Source organism: Streptomyces sp. NBC_01431 (assembly GCF_036231355.1).
GTDB lineage: Bacteria > Actinomycetota > Actinomycetes > Streptomycetales > Streptomycetaceae > Streptomyces.
The window spans coordinates 1,213,588-1,239,058 of the sequence record NZ_CP109496.1 but is presented as its reverse complement, the minus strand read 5'-3'; the positions used below and the strand labels follow the sequence as shown (position 1 = coordinate 1,239,058).

Sequence of the window (25,471 nt, the reverse complement as noted above, 5' to 3'; positions counted from 1 at the left end):
GGCGATCGTCGGCCGCGGGCTCGTCGCGCCGGAGCCCCACGAGGTCGCGGCTCCGGGGCCCTACGGGGCGCGGGGGTGCACCCCGACTTCCACCAAAGAGCGGTCCGACGATGCGCCGCCGCACCGAAGCCCACCACTGACCGCATCCTGCCGCGCGTCCCCTGACGCATGTCCAACTCGCGTATGTCGAAGGGCAGTTCATGCAGATCGCCATCCTCCTCTACCCCGGCTTCACCGCGCTCGACGCGGTGGGCCCCTATGAAACCCTCAGCCGGCTCCCCGGTGCCGAGACGGTGTTCGTCGCCGAGCAGACCGGGTCCGTACGCAACGCCAGCGGGAGCCTCACGCTCGTCGCCGAGAAGCCCCTGGACGAGGTGACCCGTCCGGACATCGTGGTCGTGCCGGGCGCACCGCGCGAGAGCATCGAGCCGCACCTCAAGGGCGGCGCGATAGTCGACTGGCTGCGCACCGCGGACGTCATCTCGACGTGGACGACCTCGGTGTGCACGGGCTCGCTGCTGCTGGGTGCGGCCGGGCTCCTCAAGGGCCGCCGGGCCACCTCGCACTGGCTCGCCCTGGACGAACTGCGATTCTTCGGCGCGAGCGCGACCAGGCAGCGGGTCGTCTTCGACCACAAGTACGTGACCGCGGCCGGCGTCTCCGCCGGCATCGACATGGGGCTCACCCTGCTCGGCCGGATCGCAGGGGACCGGTACGCCCAAGCCGTGCAACTGCTCACCGAGTACGACCCGCGGCCGCCCTACGACGCGGGCTCGCCCGACAAGGCGCCCGCCGACCTGGTGGAGGAGTTCAGGACGAAGGGTTTCCCGCGGGGCTGACCCGCCAGGTGAAACGCGCGGGCCTGCGCTCCAGGAAGGCGGCGACCCCTTCCGCGGGGTCGCCGCTGGCGCGCTCCTGCTGTGCCCAGTGGGCCTCGCGGCCGGACCTGCCGTCCGCGAACTCCTTCGCCGCCGCCTGGGTGAGCGCCGAGCGTGACACCAGGATCCGGGTGAACTCGGCCACCCGCTCGGCCAGTTGCCCCTGGGGCAGCACCTCGTCCACGAAACCGGTCCGCAGCGCCCGCGCGCAGTCCATCAACTCACCGGAGAACAAAAGGTACTTGGCGGTCGAAGGTCCCACCAGCGCGGCCAGCCGCCGGGTGGCGGAGGCCGGGTAGACGATGCCGAGCTTCGCGGGAGTGATCCCGAAGGACGCGCCCTCTTCGGCGAACCGCAGATCGCACGCCGCCGCGAGCTGGCTCCCGCCGCCCACGCAGTGGCCGCGCACCGCGGCCAGCGTCGGCTTCGGGAAGGCCGCCAGCGCCTCCTCGGCCGCTACCGCGAGGCGCTTGGGGTCCGCGCCCGGCTCGCGCAGCGAGGAGATGTCCGCGCCCGCGCTGAACGTGTCCCCGGCCCCGGTCAGGACCAGCACCCGTACGTCCGGATCGGCCGCAAGGCGCGCGAGCAGCGGCGGCAGCGCGCGCCACATCGCGGAGGTCAGCGCGTTGCGCTTGGCGGGATTGCTGATGACGACGGTGGCGACGCCCTCGGCAAGGCTCTGCTCCAACTGCGGCTGCATGCGCCGGATGCTATCCGGGCGCCCGGTACCTGTGATCGTCAGGGGGCGTCCAACGGACACGGCGCGGGAGCCGCACGCACGCCGCCGCGAGCTGGCTCCCGCCGCCCACGCAGTGGCCGCGCACCGCTGCTCTTCGACGGCCTCGGCCTGCTCGCCATGGCAGTGGCCGGGCGCCAAATCGTCACGATGGTGAACGACGCGGTGGCCCCCGCGGAGACCGGGGAAGGCACACCTCCGATGCCTCCGACACCCCCGCAAGCCATGGCAAAGCCGTCAGGCGAGGGTCAGAAATCCATGGAGAAGTGACGTTCCCTTGCATCGCCGGGCAAAAGGCGGCGATAGGCGCTGACTTCTGTTCAGTCGGCCGGTCCGGACCAACGCACTCCCGACACTCTTCAGCAGACGGGTGTGCAGTCGAGCCGTGAGGGTGGGTGCCGGAACATGGAGATCCGCGGGAGCCTGCCGCCCGAACCCGCCGCTCCGACCACTCCTCGGTCGTACGAGGGCGTATGGCGGTTCACCGCTCCCGCCGTCGACGTCTCCGTCCCGCAGGCCCGGCACGCGGTACGCGACCTGCTGGCCCGCCAGCGCGTTCCGGCCCACGACGACCTCGTGCAGGGACTGCTCCTCATCGTCTCGGAGCTGGTCACCAACGCGGTCAGACACGCGGCACTGCTTTCGCCCCAGGTCGCCGTCGAGGTGGCGATCGGCGCCGAGTGGATCCGGATCGCGGTCGAGGACAACCACCCCTACCGGCCCAAGGCCCTGGAGGCCGACTACGGCCGGACCGGCGGCCGCGGGTTGCTCCTGGTGCGGGAGGTCACGGAGGAGGCCGGCGGGGTGTGCGACGTCGAGCAGACCGCGAACGGCGGAAAGATCATCTGGGCCGCACTCCCGCTGGCCCCGTTGCCCGGGATCACCAGCCCGCGTCGGGCCCCGTGAGCTCCTTCACCGCGGGCCGCGCCGCGTCGAGCACCGTCATGAACCACGCCGAGAAGGAGGCGCGGGCGTGCCGCTCGGCCAGCTCCTCGGGCGTCACGAAGGCCGTCTCGCCGACCTCCTCGGGGTCCGGCCGCAGCGGCGACTGCACCAGGCCCACGAACAGATGGTTGTACTCCTGCTCCACCAGGCCCGACTCCGGGTCCGGGTGGTTGTAGCGGACCGTGCCCGCCTCGGCGAGCAGCGTCGGCGAGATGCCCAGCTCCTCGTACGTGCGCCGGGCGGCCGCCGCGAAGGGGGACTCGCCGGGGTAGGGATGGCCGCAGCAGGTGTTGGACCAGACGCCGGGGGAGTGGTACTTGCCGAGCGCCCGCCGCTGGAGCAGCAGGCGGCCCGCCGGGTCGAAGAGGAAGACGGAGAAGGCCCGGTGCAGCTGACCGGGCGCCTGGTGCGCGGCGAGCTTCTCCGCCGTTCCGATGGTGTTGCCGCTCTCGTCGACCAGTTCGAGCATGATTTCCTGCGCGGCTGCGCCCGTGGTCCCGTTCGACGAGTTGTTCGCCGTAGTGGCTGGTGTGCTCGGCATAACCATCCTTCGCTTCGGTCCTCGGCTGCCCAGTCTGCCGCACAAAAGCGGCGTGTCCGTACTTCCGCGGGCACCCGCATGTCCCTGCCCCGCTCGGGGCGCGGGGAACCGCGAGAGGCGGGTCAGTGGCAGAGCCTCGCCTCGTGTTCGGCGTGGCCGCTGGGCTCCAGCTGGAAGGTGCAGTGCTCGACGTCGAAGTGGTCGCCCAGGCATCCCTGCAACTCGTGCAGCAGCTTCTCGTGCCCCACCGAGTCGAGGATGTCCTGGCTGACCACCACATGCGCCGAGAGCACCGGCATCCCGGAGGTGATCGTCCACGCGTGCAGATCGTGGACGTCCTCGACGCCGGGCAACTCCACGATGTGCGCCCGCACCTGCGTCATGTCGACCCCCTTGGGAGCCGATTCGAGCAGCACGTTGAGGGTCTCGCGCAGCAGCTTGACGGCACGGGGCACGATCATCAGGCCGATGATCAGCGAGGCGATCGGGTCGGCCGCCTGCCATCCGGTGGCCATGATGACCAGGCCGGCCACCACGACGGCCGCCGAGCCGAGCGCGTCGGAGAGCACCTCAAGGAAGGCGCCGCGCACGTTGAGGCTGTCCTGCTGCCCCTTCATGAGGAGCGACAGCGACACCGAGTTGGCGACCAGACCGATCAGGCCGAAGACCACGGCCGTGCCGCCCGAGGTGTCGGCGGGCTCCAGGAACCGGGAGACCGCCTCGAACAGGACGTAGCCGCCCACACCGAGCAGCAGCAGACAGTTGGCGAGCGCGGCCAGGATCTCGGCGCGGGCGTAGCCGTAGGTGCGGTTGCCGCCGGCCGGCCGGTTGGCGAAGTGGATGGCGAGCAGTGCCATCGCGAGCCCGAGGCCGTCCGTCGCCATGTGGGCCGCGTCCGCGACGAGCGCAAGCGAATCCGCGAGCAGGCCGCCGACGATCTCCACGACCATCACGGTCAGTGTGATTCCGAGCGCGATCCGCAGCCGCCCTCGGTACGCGGCAGCGGCGGTGCCGGTCGGTGGCGGCCCCCCGTGGGTGTGCCCGTGGTCGTGCCCAGCCCCCATGAAACGCCTCCCGGATCCGGTTTCATTCGATGGTCATATCTGTGTACGAGGGCCAAGTGAACTACGGGTAGGGGGTATGTGCAACACGAGACTGAACACCGTTGTCATGTGCCCTGACCTGCGGAAATGCTCGCAGGTCAACGGCTCGGTGCGAGGGCCGCGCTTTCGGTGGGACGGCCGTCACCCCCAGCGCGCGGGCCGCGGTTTGTGGGCTGTGGCCCTGATCGACGCGGACCGCGGTTTGTGGGCTGTGGCCTTGATCGACAATGATGGTCGCGGCGTCCCGAGCAGGCGCCGCCGGGCCCGCTCGGGCGTAAACGGCCAGTGAATTCGCGGTCCCGGGCATCCGATAGCCTCTGCCGACGTGCCGCCCGCCGCCGTGCCGGGCCGAGCAGCCAGGCATCCTGCCCGTTCTGCCCGTTCAAAAGGAGTGAGTTCGACTGTCGACCGCCATCCTGACCGGTCTGCCGGTCCCCGGGTCGCAGCTCGGACCCGAGCTGGGCTCCTTGGGCTTCGACGTCCGCTCCGCCCAGCGGCCCGAGGACGTGGCCGCCCTGCTAGCCGAGGTGCCCGCCGGTGAACGCGTCGCCCTGGTCGACCCGCGCTTCGTCGGACACCTCCACTCCCTGCGCCTGGCGCTGACCGACCCGCGCTTCCCGGCGGCCTCCGTGCCCGGCGCGCTGACGGTCAAGGCCGAGGCCCGCCCGGCGCTCGACCGCGCCCTGGCCGGCGTCCCGGCTCCGGCAGCCCACGTGTGTACCGCCTCGGTGCTCGCCGATGACATCGCCGCCGCCCTTGAGGCGCAGGACGTCGCGGTGCACCACCCCGAGCTCGGCTCGCTGGTCGCGACCGTCCCCGCCGACGAGGCGGCCGCGGCCGCCGCCAGCCGGGCCGTCGCAGCCGTGGACGACGAGGCCGTACGACTGCGCAACGCGGTCAAGTCCCGCGACGGCTTCTTCACCACCCACTTCATCAGCCCGTACTCCCGCTACCTCGCCCGCTGGTGCGCCCGGCGGGGGCTCACCCCCAACCAGGTCACCACCGCCTCGCTGATCACCGCGCTGATCGCGGCCGGCTGCGCGGCGACCGGGACCCGCGGCGGCTACGTCGCGGCCGGAGTGCTGCTGATCCTCTCCTTCGTCCTGGACTGCACCGATGGGCAGCTCGCCCGTTACTCGCTCCAGTACTCGACAATGGGCGCCTGGCTCGACGCCACGTTCGACCGCGCCAAGGAGTACGCCTACTACGCGGGGCTCGCCCTCGGCGCGGCTCGCGGCGGCGACGACGTATGGGCGCTCGCGCTCGGCGCCATGGTGCTCCAGACCTGCCGCCACGTCGTGGACTTCTCGTTCAACGAGGCCAACCACGACGCGACGGCCAACACCAGCCCCACCGCCGCCCTCTCCGACAAACTCGACTCGGTCGGCTGGACGGTGTGGGTGCGCCGCATGATCGTGCTGCCGATCGGCGAGCGCTGGGCGATGATCGCCGTGCTGACCGCCGTCACCACGCCCCGCATCGTGTTCTACGCGCTCCTCATCGGCTGTGCCTTCGCCGCCTGCTACACCACCGCGGGACGCGTCCTTCGCTCGCTGACCCGTCGAGCCACCCGCACCGACCGCGCAGCCCAGGCGCTCGCCGACCTCGCGGACAGCGGGCCGCTCGCGCAACTGGTCGCCGCGAAGGCACCCCGGGTGCCGGGCGCCCCCGTGGTGGCGGCCGTCGGCACCACGGCCCTCATCGCCACCGCACTCACGCAGCCGGTCGGCAGCCGCCAGATGATCGTCGCGGCCGTCTTCTACGCGGTCCTGTCGGGCATCGCCGTCGGTCGCCCCCTCAAGGGCGCCCTGGACTGGCTCGTACCGCCGCTCTTCCGCGTGGCCGAATACTGCACGGTCCTGATCCTGGCGGCCCGCTCGGACGTGAACGGGGCCCTGCCCGCGGCCTTCGGCCTCGTGGCCGCGGTCGCCTACCATCACTACGACACGGTCTACCGCATCAAGGGCGGCTCCGGCGCGCCGCCCTCGTGGCTGGTGCGGCTGATCGGCGGCCACGACGGCCGCACGCTCGTGGTGACGGTGCTCGCCGCCGTCCTCGCCACGCGAGGCACAGACTTCACCCTGGCGCTCACCGCCCTCGCGGCGGCCATCGCGCTCGTGGTGCTCGTGGAGTCCATCCGCTTCTGGGTGTCCTCCGGAGCACCTGCCGTACATGACGAAGGAGAAACAGCATGATTGGCCTCGTACTGGCAGCCGGTGCCGGACGGCGTCTGCGCCCCTACACCGACACGCTCCCGAAGGCCCTCGTGCCTGTCGACGGTGACACCACCGTCCTGGACATCGCGCTGAAGAACTTCGCCGAGGTCGGGCTCACCGAGGTCGCCGTCGTCGTCGGCTACCGCAAGGAGGCCGTGTACGCGCGCAAGGAGGCCCTGGAGGCCAAGTACGGCGTCGCGATCACGCTGATCGACAACGACAAGGCCGAGGAGTGGAACAACGCCTACTCCCTGTGGTGCGCGCGTGAGGTCCTCAAGCGCGGTGTGATCCTCGCCAACGGCGACACCGTCCACCCGGTCTCCGTCGAGAAGACGCTGCTCGCCGCGCGCGGCGACGGCCAGAAGATCATCCTCGCCCTCGACACGGTGAAGAGCCTCGCCGACGAGGAGATGAAGGTCATCACGGCCGAGGGCAAGGGCGTCCAGCGCATCACCAAGCTGATGGACCCGGCGACCGCGACCGGCGAGTACATCGGCGTCACGCTCATCGAGGCCGAGGCCGCCGAGGAGCTCGCCGACGCCCTGAAGACCACCTTCGAGCGCGACCCCGACCTCTACTACGAGGACGGCTACCAGGAGCTCGTCAACCGCGGCTTCGCCGTCGACGTCGCGCCCATCGGCGAGGTCTCGTGGGTCGAGATCGACAACCACGACGACCTCGCGAAGGGCCGTGAGATCGCGTGCCAGTACTGACGCGGCTGATCCCCTCGCCGGTTGTCGTCGACATCCGGCGGGGGGCGCTGGACGACCTGGCGGTCGTCCTCGCCGACCAGCGCATCTCGGCCAACGGGAACCTGGCGATCGCGATCAGCGGTGGCTCCGGCCTGAAGCTGCGTGAGCAGTTCGGCCCGCTGCTGCCCGGCGCCGAGTGGTACCCCGTCGACGGCGGCACCATCGACGCGGCGGTCAAGCTCGCCGACGCGATGCGCGGCAAGCGCTACGACGCGGTCGTGGCGCTCGGCGGCGGGAAGATCATCGACGTCACGAAGTACGCGGCGGCCCGGGTCGGTCTTCCGATGGTCGCGGTCGCGACGAACCTCTCGCACGACGGCATCTGCTCGCCGATCTCCACGCTCGACAACGACAACGGGCGCGGCTCCTACGGCGTGCCCACCCCGCTGGCCATCCTGATCGACTTGGACGTCATCCGGGACGCGCCCGCGCGCTTCGTGCGCTCGGGCATCGGCGACGCGATCTCCAACCTGTCGGCGATCGCGGACTGGGAGCTCTCGCACCGGGAGACCGGGGAGCCCGTCGACGGCCTGGCCGCCGCCATGGCGCGCAGCGCCGGCGAGGCGGTCCTGCGCCACCCCGGCACCGTCGGCGACGACGACTTCCTGGTCACCCTCTCCGAGGGCCTGGTCATGTCCGGCATCGCCATGTCGATCAGCGGCGACAGCCGGCCCTCGTCCGGCGCCTGCCACGAGATCAGCCACGCCTTCGACCTGCTCTTCCCGACCCGGGCCGCCAGCCACGGCGAGCAGTGCGGCCTCGGCGCGGCCTTCGCGATGCACCTGCGCGGCGCGCCCGAGCAGTCCGCGCTGATGGCCGAGGTGCTGCGCAGGCACGCGCTGCCGGTCCTGGCGAGTGAAATCGGCTTCACGGACGCCGAGTTCGTCCAGGCCGTCGAGTTCGCACCGCAGACCCGCCCCGGCCGCTACACCATCCTCGAGCACCTCGACCTGTCCACCGACCAGATCAGGGACGCGTACGCCGACTATGCCAAGACCATCCGTAGCTGAGCTCCGCCCGGTCGTGCACCCGGCGGGTGTGAAGGACCGGGTCAGCGGAGAACACTGGGGCGGCCGCCTGTACATGCGCGAGATCTCGCTGCGCATCACCCGCCTCCTGGTCACCACCAAGGTCACGCCGAACCAGCTGACCTACGTGATGACCCTCAGCGGTGTGCTCGCCGCCCCGGCCCTGCTCGTCCCGGGCATCTGGGGCGCGGTCCTCGGCGTCGTGGCCGTACAGGGCTATCTGCTGCTCGACTGCGTCGACGGTGAAGTCGCCCGCTGGAAGAGGCAGTTCTCGCTGTCCGGCGTGTACCTGGACCGCGTCGGCGCCTACCTGTGCGACGCGGCGGTACTCGTCGGCTTCGGTCTGCGCGCCGCGGACCTGTGGGGCGGCGGCCGGATCGACTGGCTGTGGGCCTTCCTCGGTACGCTCGCCGCGCTCGGCGCCATCCTGATCAAGGCCGAGACCGACCTGGTCGGCGTCGCCCGCCACCAGGCCGGGCTGCCCCAGGTCAAGGACGCGGCCGCCGAGCCGCGCTCCTCCGGCATGGCGCTGGCCCGCAGGGCCGCCGCCGCGCTGAAGTTCCACCGGCTGGTCCTCGGCATCGAGGCGTCCCTGCTGATCCTGGTCCTCGCGGTCGTGGACCAGGTCCGGGGCGACCTGTACTTCTCGCGCCTGGGCGTCGCAGTGCTCGCGGGCATCGCGCTCCTTCAGACGCTGCTGCACCTCGTGTCCGTGCTCGCTTCGAGCAGGCTGAAGTGAGCGCCCCGATGAAGGTCGGCGCGGTCGTCATCACCATGGGCAACCGCCCCGCCGAGCTGCGGGCCCTGCTCGACTCCGTCGCCAAGCAGGACGGCGACCGGATCGAGGTCGTCGTGGTCGGCAACGGAGCCCCCGTGCCGGACGTCCCCGAGGGCGTACGCACCGTGGAGCTGCCGGAGAACCTGGGCATTCCGGGCGGCCGCAACGTCGGCATCGAGGCGTTCGGACCGTCGGGCGCGCGGATGGACGTGCTGCTCTTCCTCGACGACGACGGGCTGCTCGCGAACCCGGACACCGCCGAGCTGTGCCGGCAGGCCTTCGCCGCCGACCCGGAGCTGGGCATCATCAGCTTCCGCATCGCCGACCCCGACACCGGGATCACCCAGCGCCGCCACGTCCCGAGGCTGCGCGCCGCCGACCCGATGCGCTCCTCGCGCGTGACGACGTTCCTCGGCGGCGCCAATGCCGTGCGCACCAAGGTGTTCGCGGAGGTCGGCGGGCTGCCGGACGAGTTCTTCTACGCTCACGAGGAGACCGACCTCGCCTGGCGGGCGCTCGACGCCGGCTGGATGATCGACTACCGCGCGGACATGGTCCTGCACCACCCGACGACCGCCCCGTCCCGGCACGCGGTCTACCACCGGATGGTGGCCCGCAACCGGGTCTGGCTGGCCCGGCGCAACCTGCCCGCGCCGCTGGTCCCCGTCTACCTCGGGGTCTGGCTGCTGCTCACCCTCGCCCGCAAGCCGTCCGGCCCCGCGCTGAAGGCGTGGTTCGGCGGCTTCAAGGAGGGCTGGACGACGCCCTGCGGACCACGGCGCCCCATGAAGTGGCGTACGGTCTTCAGACTCACCCGGCTGGGCCGTCCTCCCGTCATCTGAGAGTCTCGGCTCTGAGAGGTCTCTGAGACCATCGGGCGTACTTCATGAACACGAAAGTTTTCACTTGTGAGTGACACAACCCTGTCCCCGGCGGACCTCGCCGCCAAACACGGGCTGTCGGTGAGCGGGGCCCGGCCCCAGCTCACCGCCTACATCAAGCAGCTGTGGGGTCGGCGCCACTTCATCCTGTCGTTCTCGTCGGCCAAGCTGACCGCCCAGTACAGCGAGGCGAAGCTCGGCCAGATCTGGCAGGTGGCGACGCCCCTGCTGAACGCGCTGGTCTACTACTTCATCTTCGGCGTTCTCATGAACGCGAAGCGGGGCATCGCCTCGGACGCGTACATCCCGTTCCTGGTGACCGGCGTGTTCCTGTTCACGTTCACGCAGAACTCGCTGATGGCGGGCGTACGCGCGATCTCGGGCAACCTGGGCCTGGTGCGGGCCCTGCATTTCCCGCGCGCCTCGCTGCCGGTCTCCTTCGCACTCCAGCAGCTCCAGCAGCTGCTGTTCTCCATGATCGTCCTGATGATCGTGGTGGTCTCGTCCGGCTTCATGCCGGGCATGACCTGGCTCCTGATCATCCCGGTGCTCGCGTTCCAGTTCGTCTTCAACACCGGGCTGGCGCTGACCTTCGCGCGCCTCGGTGCCAAGACGCCGGACCTCGCGCAGCTCATGCCGTTCATCATGCGTACGTGGATGTACTCGTCCGGCGTGATGTTCAGCCTCGGCACCGTGCTCAGGGGCAAGCCGCACTGGCTGAAGGTCATCCTTCAGTGCAACCCCGCCGCGGTCTACATGGACCTGGCGCGCTACGCCCTGATGGACGGCTACGGCAGCCACACGCTGCCCCCGCACGTGTGGGCCCTCGCGGTCGGCTGGGCGGTCGTCGTCGGGGGACTGGGCTTCGTGTACTTCTGGAAGGCTGAGGAGCGGTATGGCCGTGGCTGAGGACATCAAGGAGCGCGCCGACGTGGTCGACGCGCGCATCCCCACCGTCATCTGTGACGACGTGCACATCGTGTACACCGTCAACGGAGGCGGTGGCGGAAAGGGCAGCGCCACCGCGGCCCTAAGCCGCATAGTCAAACGGGACAAGACCGGCGGCGCCTCCCGGGGCATGCGCCGGGTGCACGCGGTCAAGGGCGTCTCGTTCACCGCGTACCGCGGCGAGGCGATCGGCCTGATCGGCTCCAACGGCTCGGGCAAGTCGACCCTGCTGCGGGCCATCGCCGGACTGCTGCCGCCGGAGAGCGGCCGGGTCTACACCGACGGCCAGCCCTCGCTGCTCGGCGTGAACGCGGCGCTGATGAACGACCTGACCGGCGAGCGCAATGTCATTCTCGGCGGCCTGGCCATGGGCATGTCCCGCGAGGAGGTCAAGGAGCGCTACGAGGAGATCGTGGACTTCTCCGGCATCAACGACAAGGGAGACTTCATCTCCCTGCCGATGCGGACCTACTCCTCCGGTATGGCGGCCCGGCTGCGGTTCTCCATCGCCGCGGCCAAGGACCACGACGTCCTCATGATCGACGAGGCGCTGGCCACCGGTGACCGGCAGTTCCAGATCCGCTCCGAGGAGCGCATCCGGGAACTGCGCAAGCACGCCGGAACCGTCTTCCTGGTGAGCCACAGCATCGGCTCCATCCGGGACACCTGCGACCGCGTGCTCTGGCTGGAGCGCGGTGAGCTCCTCATGGACGGTCCGACCGACGAGGTCGTCAAGGCGTACCAGAAGGAATCCGGCCGCTGACGCCCAGTCACCCGCCGGACGTGAAATCCCGGCCCCCGTCGATCAACCCCGGCGGGGGTCTTCGCGTCCTATGGTGTGGTCGCGGGGTCAAGAACCCGTCAAGTTGCCAGTATGCGGGGAAGGTTGGGCCGGATTGGAGTGTTCTCGTAATGCTCGCAACACCCCGACGTGTTGTCGGCCGTTGTACAACGTAAGCTGTACCGGTGCTGATTCGCGGCAAGTGGGGTAATACGCCCCGGGCGCCTCGCGCGACGGGTCACCCCGTCCGGGGAGGTCAGGCGGCGTGTCCGAAATAGGATGTATTGGGTCGGCGGTGTAGAACGGGAGATGTGACGGCCATGGCTACGGAAGATCTCCGGCTCAAAGGGACGGCCGCCGTTCCCGCGCCGGGCGGTACCCGGTGACTCCAGTCCGGGACGTGCGCACCGGATCCTCCTCGCGCACCACGCTCGACAAGGCCACGGAAGAGAACTTCCCAGTGGCCCCCTTCTTTCTGCCGCGCGCCTGGCGAGACGACCTGATGGCCGTCTACGGCTATGCCCGTCTCGTCGACGACATCGGTGACGGCGACCTCGCCCCCGGCGGCGCCGACGCCCGCCACCTCGGTGTCGACCCCGCCGAGGCGGACGACCGCCTCCTGCTGCTCGACGCCTTCGAGGCGGATCTGCGCCGCGTCTTCGACGGGACCCCGCACCACCCGTTGCTCAAGGCCCTCCAGCCCACCGTGCGCCGCCGCTCGCTGACCCCCGAGCCGTTCCTCGGGCTGATCGCGGCCAACCGGCAGGACCAGCAGGTCGGGCGGTACGGGACGTACGAGGAACTCGTCGCCTACTGCGAGCTCTCCGCCAACCCCGTGGGGCGCCTGGTGCTGGCCATCACCGGCACCGCGAGCGCCGAGCGCGTGCGCCGCTCCGACGCGGTGTGCACGGCGCTGCAGATCGTGGAGCACCTCCAGGACGTGAAGGAGGACCTCGGCCGGGACCGGATCTATCTGCCCGCCGAGGACATGGCGCGCTTCCACGTCACCGAGGCCGATCTGGCGGCTCCCCGAGGGAGCGCCTCGGTGCGTGCCCTGGTCGCGTTCGAGGCGGAACGCGCCGGGTCGTTGCTGAATGAAGGCACCCCCCTGGTGGGTAGCGTCCACGGCAGACTCAAGCTGCTACTGGCCGGATTCGTGGCCGGAGGACGCGCCGCGCTCGACGCGGTCGCTGCCGCCGGCCACGACGTACTCCCGGGGCCGCCCAAGCCCACCAAGGCAAGGCTGATGCGCGAGGTGGGAGCCGTCTTGCGAAGAGCGCGTAGAGAGGGGTGAGCCGGACCGTGGAGGCACAGGCACCCGTGTCCGCACCGGTACAGGCCGCATACAGCTACTGCGAGGCCGTGACCGGGCAGCAGGCGCGCAATTTCGCCTACGGCATCAGGCTGCTGCCGGCGGACAAGCGGCAGGCGATGTCGGCGCTGTACGCGTTCTCGCGCCGCGTCGACGACATCGGCGACGGCACGCTGCCGGTGGACGCCAAGAAGTCCCGCCTGGAGGAGACCCGGGCGCTGCTCGGGCGCGTCCGGGACGGCGAGGTCGACGAGGACGACACCGACCCGGTGGCGGTGGCGCTCGCGGACACCGCGCGCCGCTTCCCCGTCCCGCTCGGCGGGCTCGACGAGCTCATCGACGGCGTCCTGATGGACGTGCACGGCGAGAGCTACGAGACGTGGGACGACCTGAAGGTCTACTGCCGGTGTGTCGCGGGCGCCATCGGCCGGCTCTCCCTGGGCGTTTTCGGTACGCAGCAGGGCGCACCGGGCACCGAGCGCGCCGCCGAGTACGCCGACACGCTGGGGCTCGCACTCCAACTCACCAACATCCTCCGGGACGTCCGCGAGGACGCCGGCAACGGGCGGACCTATCTGCCCGCCGACGACCTCGCCAAGTTCGGCTGCTCGGCGGGCTTCCACAGCCCGGTGCCGCCGGCCGGTTCCGACTTCGCCGGCCTCGTCCACTTCGAAGTGCGGCGCGCCAGAGCCCTGTTCGCCGAGGGCTACCGGCTGCTGCCGATGCTGGACCGGCGCAGCGGCGCCTGCGTGGCGGCCATGGCCGGAATCTACCGGCGTCTGTTGGACCGGATCGAACGCGACCCGGAGGCGGTTTTGCGCGGGCGGGTCTCGCTGCCCGGACGGGAGAAGGCGTACGTCGCGGTACGCGGACTGTCCGGCCTCGACACCCGGTACGTGTCCCGGCAGACCGCCAGGAGGCGCGCCTGATGCCCCACGCGTACCCGGACGAAGGGCTGAGGACCATTACGCGGGCCCGACGTGCAACTTCGCGGCGCGCCGCCGCGTCCCTGACTGCATCGGCCCGCCGTGCGCAGCACCCCGGGCCGGCCGGAGGGGAGGGCGCATGAGCGGGACGCGGCCCGGACGCGCGGTGGTGGTCGGCGGCGGTCTCGCCGGCATCACCTCGGCGCTCGAACTGGCCGACGCGGGGCTGAGCGTGACCCTCATCGAGGGCCGCCCCCGCCTCGGCGGTCTCGCCTTCTCCTTCCGGCGCGGCGACCTCACCGTCGACAACGGCCAGCACGTCTACCTGCGGTGCTGCACCGCCTACCGCTGGTTCCTCGACCGGGTGGGCGGAGCCGAACTCGCCCCGGTCCAGGCCCGGTTGGACGTCCCCGTCCTCGACGTGGCGCACCCCAGGGGGCCGCGGCTCGGCCGGCTGCGCCGCGCCGCGCTGCCCGTGCCGCTGCATCTGGCCAGGAGCCTGGCGACCTACCCGCACCTCTCGCTCGCCGAGCGGGCCTCCGTCGGGCGCGCCGCGCTCGCGCTCAAGCGGCTCGACCCGGCCGACCCGGCGCTCGACGGCGTGGACTTCGCGACCTGGCTGGGCCGGCACGGGCAGTCGGCGCGCACCATCGAGGCGCTGTGGGATTTGGTGGGCGTGGCGACCCTGAACGCCACCGCGCCGCACGCCTCGCTCGGGCTCGCCGCCATGGTCTTCAAGACCGGGCTGCTCTCCGAGCCGGGCGCCGCCGACATCGGCTGGGCCCGCGTGCCGCTCGGTGAACTCCACGACACGCTGGCCCGCAAGGCCCTCGACTCGGCCGGCGTACGCACCGAGACGCGAACCAAGGCCGAGTCCATCTCCCGTACGCAGGACGGAAGTTGGCAGGTCCAGGTGGCCGGCGAGACGCTGGACGCCGAGGTCGTCGTGCTCGCCGTCCCGCAGAAGGAGACGTACGACCTGCTGCCCGACGGCGCGCTCGACGATCCGGGCAAGCTGCTCGACATCGGCACCGCGCCGATCCTCAACGTCCACGTGGTCTACGACCGCAAGGTCCTCAAGCAGCCCTTCTTCGCCGCGCTCGGCACTCCGGTGCAGTGGGTCTTCGACCGGACCGACTCCTCGGGGCTCATGGGCGGGGGGCAGTATCTGGCCATCTCCCAGTCGGCCGCCGATGACGAGATCGACCTGCCGGTGGCCGAGTTGCGCGCGCGGTACCTGCCCGAGCTGGAAAAGCTGTTGCCCGCCGCGCGCGGCGCGGAGATCCTCGACTTCTTCGTCACCCGGGAGCGGACAGCGACGTTCGCCCCCACCCCCGGCGTCGGACGGCTGCGGCCGTCGGCGCGGACCCGTGCGGACGGCCTGTACCTGGCCGGCGCGTGGACCGCGACCGGCTGGCCCGCGACCATGGAGGGCGCCGTGCGCAGCGGATTCAGCGCCGCCGGTGCCGCCCTCGGCGCCCTGGGCCGCCCCCATGTTCATCCGCTTCAGGAGGCGGCATGACTATTAGCAGTACTGGAACAAGAGGAGAGACTGTGCCGACTGTGCCTTCGGCTTCGGCGAATCCGGCTGTGGACACCGTGGACGTCACCGCCCTGCTGGAGCGGGGGCGCGCGCTGTCGACGCCGGAGCTGCGCGCGGCCGTCGACCGGCTCGCGGCTCCCATGGACACCGTCGCCGCCTACCACTTCGGGTGGATCGACGCCCAGGGGCGCCCGGCGGACGGCGACGGCGGCAAGGCCGTGCGGCCCGCGCTCGCCCTGCTCTCCGCGGAGGCGGCCGGCGCCGCCGCCGAGGTCGGTGTCCCCGGCGCGGTCGCCGTGGAACTCGTCCACAACTTCTCGCTCCTGCACGACGACCTGATGGACGGCGACGAGCAGCGCCGCCACCGCGACACGGTGTGGAAGGTGCACGGACCCGCGCAGGCGATCCTGGTCGGCGACGCATTGTTCGCCCTCGCCAACGAGGTCCTGCTCGAACTCGGCACGGTCGAGGCGGGCCGCGCCACCCGCCGACTCACCACCGCCACGCGGAAGTTGATCGACGGTCAGGCCCAGGACATCTCCTACGAGCACCGCGAGCGGGTCACCGTCGAGGAGTGCCTGGAGATGGAGGGCAACAAGACGGGCGCGCTGCTCGCCTGCGCCGTCTCCATCGGCGCGGTTCTCGGCGGGGCCGACGACCGCACCGCCGACACCCTGGAGGCGTACGGCTACCACCTGGGCCTCGCCTTCCAGGCCGTCGACGACCTGCTCGGCATCTGGGGCGACCCGGACGCCACGGGCAAGCAGACCTGGAGCGACCTGCGCCAGCGCAAGAAGTCGCTGCCGGTCGTCGCGGCGCTCGCGGCGGGCGGCCCGGCCTCCGAACGGCTCGGCGAACTGCTCGCCGCGGATGCCAAGAGCAATGACTTCGACAGCTTCTCCGAGGCGGAGTTCGCCACCCGGGCGGCCCTCATCGAGGAGGCCGGCGGCCGCGAGTGGACCTCCCAGGAGGCCCGCAGGCAGCACACCATCGCGATCGAGGCGCTGGGAGCCGTCGAGATGCCGGAAAAGATCCGCGCGCAGCTCACCGCGCTGGCGGACTTCGTCGTCGTACGAAAGAGATGATCACCATTCGCATATGACTCGCAGTCGCCGGAAGGGCCCGGGAGACCGGGCTCCGTCCGACGGAGACCCCAGCACAGCAGAAGTAGCTACTGCACGAAGGGGAAGCCATGACAGCGACGACCGACGGAAGCACCGGGGCCCCGCGGCCCCGCGCCGCCGCGGCCAGTGCACCACCCGGCGCGGACACGGTGCTCGACGCCGCACGGGGGGCCGCGGAACGCGGCATCGAGCACCTGCTCGGCAGGCAGGACGCCCAGGGCTGGTGGAAGGGCGACCTGGAGACCAACGTCACCATGGACGCCGAGGATCTGCTGCTTCGCCAGTTCCTCGGGGTGCAGGACGAGAAGACCGTCCAGGCGGCCGCCCTGTTCATCCGGGGCGAGCAGCGGGACGACGGAACCTGGGCCACCTTCTTCGGCGGCCCCGGCGAACTGTCCACCACCATCGAGGCGTACGTCGCCCTCAGACTCGCCGGAGACCGGCCCGAGGACCCGCACATGGCCCGCGCCTCCGGGTGGATCAGGGCGAACGGCGGAATCGCTTCGGCACGGGTGTTCACCCGGATCTGGCTGGCCCTGTTCGGCTGGTGGAAGTGGGACGACCTGCCCGAGCTGCCGCCCGAGCTGATCTTCCTGCCCAAGTGGGTCCCGCTCAACATCTACGACTTCGGCTGCTGGGCCCGGCAGACCATCGTGCCGCTCACCGTGGTCTCCGCGAAGCGCCCGGTACGGCCCGCGCCCTTCCCGCTCGATGAGCTGCACACCGACGCCCGCACCCCCAATCCGGCCAAACCCCTTGCCCCGATGGCGAGTTGGGACGGCGTCTTCCAGCGGCTCGACCAGGTGCTGCACGGCTACCGCAAGGTGGCGCCCCGCAAGCTGCGCCGGGCCGCGATGCGCAGCGCCGCCCGCTGGATCATCGAGCGCCAGGAGAACGACGGCTGCTGGGGCGGCATCCAGCCACCCGCCGTGTACTCCGTGATCGCCCTGCACCTGCTCGGCTACGACCTCCAACACCCCGTGATGCGGGCCGGGTTGGAGTCGCTCGACCGGTTCGCCGTGTGGCGCGAGGACGGCGCCCGGATGATCGAGGCCTGTCAGTCCCCGGTGTGGGACACCTGCCTGGCCACCATCGCGCTCGCCGACGCGGGCCTGCCCGCCGACCATCCCGCCCTGGTCAAGGCGGCCGACTGGATGCTCGGCGAGGAGATCACCCGCCCCGGCGACTGGGTCGTACGCAGGCCCCAACTCGACCCCGGCGGCTGGGCGTTCGAGTTCCACAACGACAACTACCCGGACATCGACGACACCGCCGAAGTGATCCTGGCGCTGCGCCGCGTGCGGCACCCAGAGCCGGAGAAGATCGAGGCCGCCATCGCCCGGGGGGCGCGCTGGAGCCTCGGCATGCAGTCGAAGAACGGCGCCTGGGGCGCGTTCGACGCCGACAACACCAGCGCCTTTCCCAACCGGCTGCCGTTCTGCGACTTCGGCGAGGTCATCGACCCGCCGTCGGCCGACGTCACCGCGCACATGGTGGAGATGCTCGCCTTCGAGGGCAAGTCGCACGATCCGCGCACCCGGCACGGCATCGAGTGGCTGCTCGCCGAACAGGAGGCCAACGGCGCCTGGTTCGGCCGCTGGGGCGTCAACTACGTCTACGGAACAGGTTCGGTGGTGCCCGCGCTGACCGCCGCCGGGATCCCCGCCTCGCACCCCGCGATCCGCCGGGCGGTCGCCTGGCTGGAATCCGTACAGAACGACGACGGCGGCTGGGGTGAGGACCTGCGCTCGTACGGCGAGACCGAATGGATGGGCCGGGGGCCCTCGACGGCCTCGCAGACCGCCTGGGCGCTGCTCGCGCTGCTCGCGGCGGGGGAGCGGGACGGCAAGGCCGCCGAGCGAGGCATCGTCTGGCTCGCCGAGAACCAGCGCGAGGACGGCTCCTGGGACGAGCCGTACTTCACCGGTACGGGCTTCCCCTGGGATTTCTCGATCAACTACCACCTCTACCGGCAGGTCTTCCCGCTGACCGCGCTGGGTCGCTACGTCCATGGAGAACCGTTCTCCCCCAACGCCACCAAGGGGAGTTGATGGAAGCTCCCCAGGCCCCGCAGCCCCTGCCGCTGGTGATCGCGTGCGCGCTCACCATCGAGCGGCTGGCGCTGCGCGGCGCCGCCCGGACCGGCGCGGGCGCCCCGGTCACCGTGCTGCGCACCGGCATGGGCCCCCGGGCCGCCGAACGGGCTGTGGCGGGCGCGCTGGGGGCGGCCGTGAACCACGACGCGGCGGTCATCGCCTCAGGCTTCTGCGCCGGCCTCGTCCCCGGGATGCACCCCGGGGACCTGGTCGTCGCCGAGGAAACCCGCGACCCGCGGGGCTCCACCGAATGCACCGACACCGAGGTGCTCGCCAAGGCGCTCGCCGAGGCGCTGCCGGGCCGCACCGTCCACACCGGCCCGCTCACCGGCTCCGACCACGTCGTACGAGGGCCCGAGCGGGCCGATCTGAGGGCGACCGGGGCCATCGCGGTGGACATGGAGTCCGCCGCCACGCTGTGGACCGCCGTGCGGACCGGAGCGCGTCCGGTTGCGGCCGTACGGGTGGTCGTGGACGCTCCAGAACATGAACTCGTCCGAATTGGCACGGTACGCGGTGGAATATCAGCCTTCCGCGTTCTTCGTGCCGTCCTTCCCGCGTTCTTTGAATGGCACCGTTCTTTGCTGCTCCCCAGGAGGTGAGCCAGATGGCCATGCCGCTTCGTCAGTCCATCAGGGTCGGGACCTATCTTTTTGAACAGAAGTTGCGCAGGCGTGAGAAGTTCCCGCTGATCGTCGAGCTGGAACCGCTCTTCGCCTGCAACCTCAAATGCGAGGGCTGCGGAAAGATCCAGCATCCGGCCGGGATCCTGAAGCAGCGCATGCCGGTGGCGCAGGCCGTCGGAGCGGTCCTCGAATCCGGGGCGCCGATGGTTTCCATCGCGGGCGGCGAACCGCTGATGCACCCTCAGATCGATGAGATCGTGCGGCAGTTGGTGGCGAAGAGGAAGTACGTCTTCCTGTGCACCAATGCCCTGCTGATGCGCAAGAAGCTCAAGGACTTCACGCCGTCGCCGTACTTCGCCTTCGCCGTGCACATCGACGGGCTGCGCGAGCGGCACGACGAGTCGGTGGCGAAGGAGGGCGTCTTCGACGAGGCGGTGGAGGCGATCAAGGAGGCCAAGCGGCAGGGCTTCCGGGTCACCACCAACTCGACGTTCTTCAACACCGACACCCCGCAGACCATCATCGAGGTCCTCAACTTCCTCAATGACGACCTCAAGGTCGACGAGATGATGATCTCGCCCGCGTACGCCTACGAGAAGGCACCCGACCAGGAGCACTTCCTGGGCGTCGAGCAGACCCGGGAGCTGTTCAAGAAGGCTTTCGCCGGCGGCAACCGCAGGCGCTGGCGGCTCAACCACTCGCCGCTCTTCCTGGACTTCCTGGAGGGCAAGGCGGACTTCCCGTGCACGGCGTGGGCGATCCCGAACTACTCGCTCTTCGGCTGGCAGCGGCCCTGCTACCTGATGAGCGACGGGTACGTGCCGACGTACCGGGAGCTGGTCGAGGACACCGACTGGAGCAAGTACGGCCGCGGCAAGGACGAGCGGTGTGCGAACTGCATGGCGCACTGCGGCTACGAGCCGACCGCCGTGCTCGCGACCATGGGGTCGCTGAAGGAGTCGCTCAGGGCGGTGCGCGAGACCGTCCAGGGAAACCGCGGCTGACGTGACGGGCCCCGGGGGGCCGGTCTCCCCGGGGCTCACCGCGCCGCCGGCCCGGCCAGGGGTGATCCGCCACCCAGCGGCGCATCCGGGCCGGGCCGGTGGCGGTGGGCGGGGACGCACCCGTCCCGGTGCGGTCCACGACGACGCGCACACCGGACATCGGGGCTCCGGCAGTCGACGGCGCGGGTCACGCCTGAGCTTGATCGTGAGCTGAACAGGATCCGAAAGAGGGGGCCCGAGCGTGACGATCTTGGAGACCATCGGGGGGCCGCACGACCTGCGAGCGCTTGACCGCGACGAACTCGGCCAACTCGCCCATGAGATAAGGGAGTTCCTGATCAGCGCGGTGGCGCGGACCGGGGGCCACCTGGGACCCAACCTGGGGGTGGTCGAGCTCTCCATCGCCCTGCACCGGGCCTTCGATTCACCGGTCGACCGCATCCTGTGGGACACCGGACACCAGAGCTACGTCCACAAACTCCTCACCGGTCGGCAGGACTTCTCGAAGCTGCGCACCAAGGGCGGCCTCTCCGGCTACCCCTCGCGCGCCGAGTCCGAGCACGACGTCATCGAGAACTCGCACGCCTCCACCGCGCTCGGCTGGGCGGACGGGCTCGCCAAGGCCAACCAGGTGCTCGGCAGGGACGGCCACGTCGTCGCCGTCATAGGGGACGGAGCGCTCACCGGCGGCATGGCCTGGGAGGCGCTCAACAACATCGCCGCCGCCCGGGACCGGCCACTGATCATCGTCGTCAACGACAACGAGCGCTCGTACGGGCCGACCACCGGCGGGCTCGCCAACCACCTGGCCACGCTGCGCACCACCGACGGCTACGAGCGGATACTGGCCTGGGGCAAGGAAGTCCTCCAGCACACGCCCGTCGTGGGGCAGCCGCTGTACGAGTCGCTGCACGGCGCGAAGAAGGGCTTCAAGGACGCGTTCGCCCCGCAGGGCATGTTCGAGGACCTCGGCCTGAAGTACGTCGGACCGATCGACGGACACGACACCGAGGCGGTCGAGTCGGCGCTGCGGCGGGCCCAGCGCTTCCACGGACCCGTACTCGTGCACTGCCTGACCGAGAAGGGCCGCGGCTATCAGCCCGCGCTCGACGACGAGGCCGACCGCTTCCACACGGTCGGCGCGATGGACCCCCTCACCTGCGAGCCCCTCACCCCCTCCAGCGGGCCTTCCTGGACGTCGGTGTTCGGCGCCGAACTCGCTCAACTCGGCGCCCAGCGGCCGGACATCGTCGCCATCACGGCGGCCATGCTGCACCCCACCGGTCTCAGCGCGTTCGCCGAGCGCTTCCCGGAGCGGGTGTGGGACGTCGGTATCGCCGAGCAGCACGCGGCGGTCTGTGCGGCCGGGCTCGCCACCGGTGGTCTGCACCCGGTCGTCGCCGTGTACGCGACCTTTCTCAACCGGGCCTTCGACCAACTGCTGATGGACGTCGCGCTGCACAGGTGCGCGGTGACCTTCGTCCTGGACCGGGCCGGGGTGACCGGCGTCGACGGCCCCTCGCACAACGGCATGTGGGACCTGTCGGTGCTCCAGGTCGTACCGGGGCTCAGGATCGCCGCGCCGCGCGACGCCGGCCAGCTGCGGGCCCAGCTGCGCGAGGCCGTGGACGTGGCCGACGCGCCGACGGTCCTGCGCTTCCCCAAGGAGTCCGTCGGGCCCGACGTTCCGGCCGTCGCCAGGATCGGCGGCATGGACGTGCTGCGTGCCGACGAGGACGCCGACGTGCTGCTCGTGGCGGTGGGTGTCCTCGCGCCGGTCTGCCTCCAGGCGGCCGAGCTGCTCGCCGGGCGCGGCATCACGTGCACGGTGCTCGACCCTCGCTGGGTCAAACCCGTCGACGAACAGCTGGCCCCGCTGGCCGCTCGGCACCGGCTGGTCGCCGTCGCCGAGGACAACGTCCGTACGGGCGGCGTCGGTTGGGCCGTCGGGCAGGCTCTGCGCGACGCCGGGGTCGACGTCCCGCTGCGTACCTTCGGCATCCCCGAGCAGTTCCTCGCGCACGCCAAGCGCGCCGAGGTGCTGGCCGACATCGGGCTCACACCGGTGGAGATCGCGGGACGGATCGGTGCCGCACTGGCGGCCACGGAGGAAGCCGCCGCGGCGGCCGACAAGGAGATCGACGCATGACCGACGGCGAGCCGAAGGGCTTCGCACCACCGACCCCCGAAGGTTCTGGAGCCAAGGGCTTCGACCTTGCGGAACTCCTCGCCGCACGCGGGGCCGAACGCTACGAACTGCACGCCAAGTACCTCAACCACCAGCTTCCCCGAATGCTGCACACCATCGGCTTCGACAAGGTCTACGAGCGGGCCGAGGGCGCGTACTTCTGGGACGCCGAGGGCAACGACTACCTCGACATGCTCGCCGGCTTCGGGGTGATGGGCCTGGGCCGTCACCACCCCGTCGTCCGCAAGGCCCTGCACGACGTGCTCGACGCCTCGCTCGCCGACCTGACCCGCTTCGACTGCCAGCCGCTGCCCGGACTGCTCGCCGAGAAGCTCCTCGCGCACAGTCCGCACCTGGACCGGGTGTTCTTCGGCAACAGTGGCACCGAGGCCGTGGAGACCGCCCTCAAATTCGCCCGGTACGCCACCGGCAAGCCCCGCGTCCTGTACTGCTCGCACGCCTTCCACGGCCTGACGACCGGTTCCCTGTCGGTCAACGGCGAGTCCGGATTCCGCGACGGCTTCGCGCCGCTCCTGCCCGACACGGCGCTGCCGCTCGGTGATCTCGCCGCCCTGGAAAGGGAGTTGAAGCGGGGAGACGTGGCCGCGCTCATCGTCGAGCCGATCCAGGGCAAGGGCGTGCACGAGGCGCCGCCCGGCTATCTGCTCGCCGCGCAGGAACTGCTGCACCGGCACAAGGCGCTGCTCATCGCCGACGAGGTGCAGACCGGCCTCGGCCGGACCGGTGACTTCTACGCCTACCAGCACGACCAGGGCGTCGAACCGGACCTGGTGTGCGTCGCGAAGGCGCTCTCGGGCGGGTACGTGCCGGTCGGCGCCACCCTGGGCAAGGAGTGGATCTTCAAAAAGGTCTACTCGTCCATGGACCGGGTCCTCGTCCACTCGGCGAGCTTCGGCTCCAACGCCCAGGCGATGGCGGCCGGCCTCGCCGTCCTGTCGGTCATGGCGGACGAGTCGGTGATCGAGAACGCCCGCACCACCGGCGATCTGCTGCGGACCCGGCTCGCCGCCCTCATCGACCGCTACGAACTGCTCTCGGACGTACGAGGGCGCGGGCTCATGATCGGCATCGAGTTCGGCAGGCCGTCCTCGCTCAAACTGCGCAGCCGCTGGACCATGCTCCAGGCGGCCCGCAAGGGATTGTTCGCGCAGATGGTCGTCGTGCCGCTGCTCCAGAAACACCGCATCCTCACCCAGGTCTCCGGCGACCATCTGGAAGTGATCAAGCTGATTCCGCCGCTGACCATCAAGGAACGCGAGGTCGACCGGTTCGTCGAGGCCTTCACCGCCGTCATGGACGACGCGCACGGCGGCGGCGGACTCATGTGGGACTTCGGCCGCACCCTGGTCAAGCAGGCGGTCGCCAACCGCTAGCGAGGGAAATTTGCCTCAGAGGCAAAAAGTTTGTCCCTGAGGCAAAGACCTGTCTGAATGGAGTGCATGAGCACTCCTGCCGACGACGTCGCGGCGCTCCCCGGCGTCGCGCCCCGGCTGCGCGAACTGCGCCGCCGTCGCGGTCTCACCCTGGAGGCCGCCGCCCAGCGGGCCGGTCTCTCGCCCGCGCACCTCTCCCGGCTGGAGACGGGCGCCAGGCAACCCTCGCTGCCGATGCTGCTCGCGCTCGCCCGCATCTACGGTACGACGGTTTCCGAACTGCTCGGCGAGATGCCGCCCGAGCGCGAACCCGTCATCCGGGCCGGCCGCGCCGCGCCCCGCGAGGCCGACGGCTGGACCTACCACCAGACCGGCGGCCCCGGCCGGGCCATGCAGGCACTGCGCGTCGAGGTCCCGTACGGCACGCAGCGCGAACTCGTCCGGGTCCACCCCGGTGAGGAGTGGCTCTACGTCCTGACCGGCCGGCTCCGGCTCAGCCTGGGGGACGCCACCCACGAACTCGACCCCGGTGACAGCGCGCACTTCGACTCGCTCACCCCGCACCGGATCTCCGCCGCCTCGCCCGGCGGAGCCGAGTTCCTGTTCGTGCACACCCTGCTCCAGAGCCCCGATCCGCATCCGCACCACCCGCACAGCTGAGAGGACGGGACAGACATGTCCGAGCACGAGAGCGCGCCCGTCGCGGCGACACCCCGCAAGAACATCGAGGAGACGGCGGAGACCAAGTTCCCCCGGGGGCTGGTGGTCCGGCTCTTCGCCTACCTCATCGCCGGGCACATCTTCGCCGGCTTCCTCTACCTGCTCTTCGCGGTGGGCGCGAAGTAGCGGGTCACACCGCACCGTCCAGGAGACGCTCGCGCAGCCGCGCGCGGGTCTCGGGGGCGAGACCGAGACCCTGGGAGAAGTAGCGTTCGGTGCTGCCCCAGGTCTTGTCGATGGTGTCGAAGGCCGCGTGCAGATAGCTGGCGCGGGCGTCGAAGAGGGGGCTCAGGAGCTCCATGACCTCGGGGGACATCGCGTCCGCCGACTCGCTGGTGCGGCGCACCTTGTAGCGGCGGTGCGGCTCGTTGGACTTGAGGTAGTCCGCCTCGATGGCGTCCCGCTCGACGCCGACCGCGAGCAGCGCCACGGCGATGGAAAGACCCGCCCGGTCCTTGCCCGCGGCGCAGTGCATCAGCGCCGGGACGCTGTCCTCGGCGAGCGCGTGCAGGACCCGGCTGTGCTCGGCGGTGCGCCGGGTGATGATCTCCCGGTACGAGTGGATCATCCGGTCCGCGGCTCGGCCGTCGGACAGGGCGGAGCGCAGTTCGGCGAGCCCGCCGTCGCGGACCATCTTCCAGAACTCCGCGCCGTCGGCCGGATCGGTCAGCGGAATGTTGATGTTGCGCACGCCCGGCAGCGCGATGTCCGGGCCTTCCAGCTTGTGGTCGCCCGCGTTGCGGAAGTCGAAGACCGTGTGCAGTCCGAGGGTGGCGAGGAAGGCCGCGTCCGCCTCGGTGGCGTGCGCGAGGTGTCCGCTGCGGAAGAGCCGGCCGCCGCGCACCCGCAGACCGTCCACGGTCGGCAACCCGCCCACGTCACGGAAGTTGCGCACCCCGGACAGCTCGGGCTCTGTCGAGGGGACCTGCGGAATCTGCTGGGTCACGGCGG

The 25,471-nt window shown here is 70.8% G+C and carries 24 protein-coding genes; 20 read left to right on the top strand and 4 right to left on the bottom strand.

Annotation, left to right across the window (positions count from 1 at the left end; genetic code table 11):
• Positions 1–200: 200 nt before the first annotated feature.
• Positions 201–839 carry a DJ-1/PfpI family protein gene (locus tag OG522_RS05930; RefSeq protein ID WP_329461872.1) on the top strand — a complete coding sequence of 213 codons (639 nt, stop codon included), beginning with the start codon at positions 201–203 and terminating at the stop codon, positions 837–839.
• On the opposite strand, the gene OG522_RS05925 is transcribed toward OG522_RS05930, so the two are convergent.
• Positions 811–1,578, bottom strand: coding sequence for an enoyl-CoA hydratase/isomerase family protein (locus OG522_RS05925; protein WP_329461871.1), 768 nt, complete (start codon positions 1,576–1,578; stop codon positions 811–813). The genes OG522_RS05930 and OG522_RS05925 overlap by 29 nt on opposite strands.
• 441 nt (positions 1,579–2,019) lie before the next feature.
• Here OG522_RS05925 and OG522_RS05920 point away from each other — a divergent pair, with 441 nt between their 5' ends.
• Positions 2,020–2,520: an ATP-binding protein gene (locus tag OG522_RS05920; protein ID WP_329461870.1), complete on the top strand. Its 501-nt coding sequence runs from the start codon at positions 2,020–2,022 to the stop codon at positions 2,518–2,520.
• Here the strand turns inward: OG522_RS05920 and idi are convergent.
• Together idi and OG522_RS05910 are read right to left on the bottom strand one after the other, a co-directional pair.
• Positions 2,495–3,100, bottom strand: coding sequence for an isopentenyl-diphosphate Delta-isomerase (gene idi / locus OG522_RS05915; RefSeq protein ID WP_329461869.1), 606 nt, complete (start codon positions 3,098–3,100; stop codon positions 2,495–2,497). The two genes, OG522_RS05920 and idi, sit on opposite strands and share 26 nt — an antisense overlap.
• A gap of 122 nt (positions 3,101–3,222) precedes the next feature.
• Positions 3,223–4,164, bottom strand: coding sequence for a cation diffusion facilitator family transporter (locus OG522_RS05910; protein ID WP_329461868.1), 942 nt, complete (start codon positions 4,162–4,164; stop codon positions 3,223–3,225).
• A gap of 440 nt (positions 4,165–4,604) precedes the next feature.
• Between OG522_RS05910 and OG522_RS05905 the strand changes: the two genes are divergently transcribed.
• The 18 genes from OG522_RS05905 (at position 4,605) to OG522_RS05820 (ending at position 24,646) form a co-directional block, all read left to right on the top strand.
• On the top strand, positions 4,605–6,398 hold the full coding sequence (locus OG522_RS05905; protein WP_329467499.1) for a DUF5941 domain-containing protein: 1,794 nt from the start codon (positions 4,605–4,607) through the stop codon (positions 6,396–6,398).
• Positions 6,395–7,132: a phosphocholine cytidylyltransferase family protein gene (locus OG522_RS05900; RefSeq protein ID WP_329461867.1), complete on the top strand. Its 738-nt coding sequence runs from the start codon at positions 6,395–6,397 to the stop codon at positions 7,130–7,132. The genes OG522_RS05905 and OG522_RS05900 overlap by 4 nt, the downstream gene beginning before the upstream one ends.
• A complete protein-coding gene (locus OG522_RS05895; RefSeq protein ID WP_329461866.1) occupies positions 7,120–8,181 on the top strand; it encodes an iron-containing alcohol dehydrogenase family protein in 1,062 nt (353 codons plus the stop codon). The genes OG522_RS05900 and OG522_RS05895 overlap by 13 nt, the downstream gene beginning before the upstream one ends.
• Positions 8,159–8,938, top strand: a complete 780-nt coding sequence (locus OG522_RS05890; RefSeq protein ID WP_329461865.1) for a CDP-alcohol phosphatidyltransferase family protein — start codon at positions 8,159–8,161, stop codon at positions 8,936–8,938. Before OG522_RS05895 ends, OG522_RS05890 begins: the two co-directional genes overlap by 23 nt.
• Positions 8,939–8,946: 8 nt before the next feature.
• On the top strand, positions 8,947–9,819 hold the full coding sequence (locus OG522_RS05885; protein WP_443074816.1) for a glycosyltransferase family 2 protein: 873 nt from the start codon (positions 8,947–8,949) through the stop codon (positions 9,817–9,819).
• 66 nt (positions 9,820–9,885) lie between these two features.
• Positions 9,886–10,767 carry an ABC transporter permease gene (locus OG522_RS05880; protein ID WP_329461863.1) on the top strand — a complete coding sequence of 294 codons (882 nt, stop codon included), beginning with the start codon at positions 9,886–9,888 and terminating at the stop codon, positions 10,765–10,767.
• On the top strand, positions 10,754–11,569 hold the full coding sequence (locus OG522_RS05875; RefSeq protein WP_329461862.1) for an ABC transporter ATP-binding protein: 816 nt from the start codon (positions 10,754–10,756) through the stop codon (positions 11,567–11,569). The genes OG522_RS05880 and OG522_RS05875 overlap by 14 nt, the downstream gene beginning before the upstream one ends.
• Before the next feature lie 418 nt (positions 11,570–11,987).
• The gene (gene hpnC, locus OG522_RS05870; RefSeq protein ID WP_329461861.1) at positions 11,988–12,881 is read left to right on the top strand and encodes a squalene synthase HpnC; all 894 of its coding nucleotides are present in this window, start codon (positions 11,988–11,990) and stop codon (positions 12,879–12,881) included.
• Positions 12,878–13,828 carry a presqualene diphosphate synthase HpnD gene (hpnD, locus tag OG522_RS05865; protein WP_329461860.1) on the top strand — a complete coding sequence of 317 codons (951 nt, stop codon included), beginning with the start codon at positions 12,878–12,880 and terminating at the stop codon, positions 13,826–13,828. The genes hpnC and hpnD overlap by 4 nt, the downstream gene beginning before the upstream one ends.
• Before the next feature lie 136 nt (positions 13,829–13,964).
• Positions 13,965–15,347 (top strand): hydroxysqualene dehydroxylase HpnE, encoded by a 1,383-nt coding sequence (gene hpnE / locus OG522_RS05860; protein WP_329461859.1) that lies wholly within the window; start codon positions 13,965–13,967, stop codon positions 15,345–15,347.
• On the top strand, positions 15,344–16,453 hold the full coding sequence (locus OG522_RS05855; protein WP_329461857.1) for a polyprenyl synthetase family protein: 1,110 nt from the start codon (positions 15,344–15,346) through the stop codon (positions 16,451–16,453). The genes hpnE and OG522_RS05855 overlap by 4 nt, the downstream gene beginning before the upstream one ends.
• Positions 16,454–16,560: 107 nt before the next feature.
• Complete coding sequence (shc, locus tag OG522_RS05850) at positions 16,561–18,543, top strand: squalene--hopene cyclase (protein ID WP_329461856.1); 1,983 nt, start codon at positions 16,561–16,563, stop codon at positions 18,541–18,543.
• Positions 18,543–19,190, top strand: coding sequence for a phosphorylase family protein (locus OG522_RS05845; protein WP_329461855.1), 648 nt, complete (start codon positions 18,543–18,545; stop codon positions 19,188–19,190). The genes shc and OG522_RS05845 overlap by 1 nt, the downstream gene beginning before the upstream one ends.
• Before the next feature lie 5 nt (positions 19,191–19,195).
• Positions 19,196–20,218 (top strand): adenosyl-hopene transferase HpnH, encoded by a 1,023-nt coding sequence (gene hpnH, locus OG522_RS05840; protein ID WP_329461854.1) that lies wholly within the window; start codon positions 19,196–19,198, stop codon positions 20,216–20,218.
• Positions 20,219–20,459: 241 nt separating this feature from the next.
• Positions 20,460–22,367 carry a 1-deoxy-D-xylulose-5-phosphate synthase gene (gene dxs, locus OG522_RS05835; RefSeq protein WP_329461853.1) on the top strand — a complete coding sequence of 636 codons (1,908 nt, stop codon included), beginning with the start codon at positions 20,460–20,462 and terminating at the stop codon, positions 22,365–22,367.
• Positions 22,364–23,800 (top strand): aspartate aminotransferase family protein, encoded by a 1,437-nt coding sequence (locus tag OG522_RS05830; protein WP_329461852.1) that lies wholly within the window; start codon positions 22,364–22,366, stop codon positions 23,798–23,800. The genes dxs and OG522_RS05830 overlap by 4 nt, the downstream gene beginning before the upstream one ends.
• 66 nt (positions 23,801–23,866) lie before the next feature.
• Entirely contained in the window at positions 23,867–24,460 is a 594-nt protein-coding gene (locus OG522_RS05825) for a helix-turn-helix domain-containing protein (protein WP_329461851.1), read from the top strand.
• 15 nt (positions 24,461–24,475) lie between these two features.
• A complete protein-coding gene (locus OG522_RS05820; RefSeq protein WP_329461850.1) occupies positions 24,476–24,646 on the top strand; it encodes a DUF6126 family protein in 171 nt (56 codons plus the stop codon).
• Positions 24,647–24,650: 4 nt separating this feature from the next.
• On the opposite strand, the gene OG522_RS05815 is transcribed toward OG522_RS05820, so the two are convergent.
• On the bottom strand, positions 24,651–25,466 hold the full coding sequence (locus tag OG522_RS05815) for a tyrosine-protein phosphatase (RefSeq protein WP_329461849.1): 816 nt from the start codon (positions 25,464–25,466) through the stop codon (positions 24,651–24,653).
• Positions 25,467–25,471 lie beyond the last annotated feature (5 nt).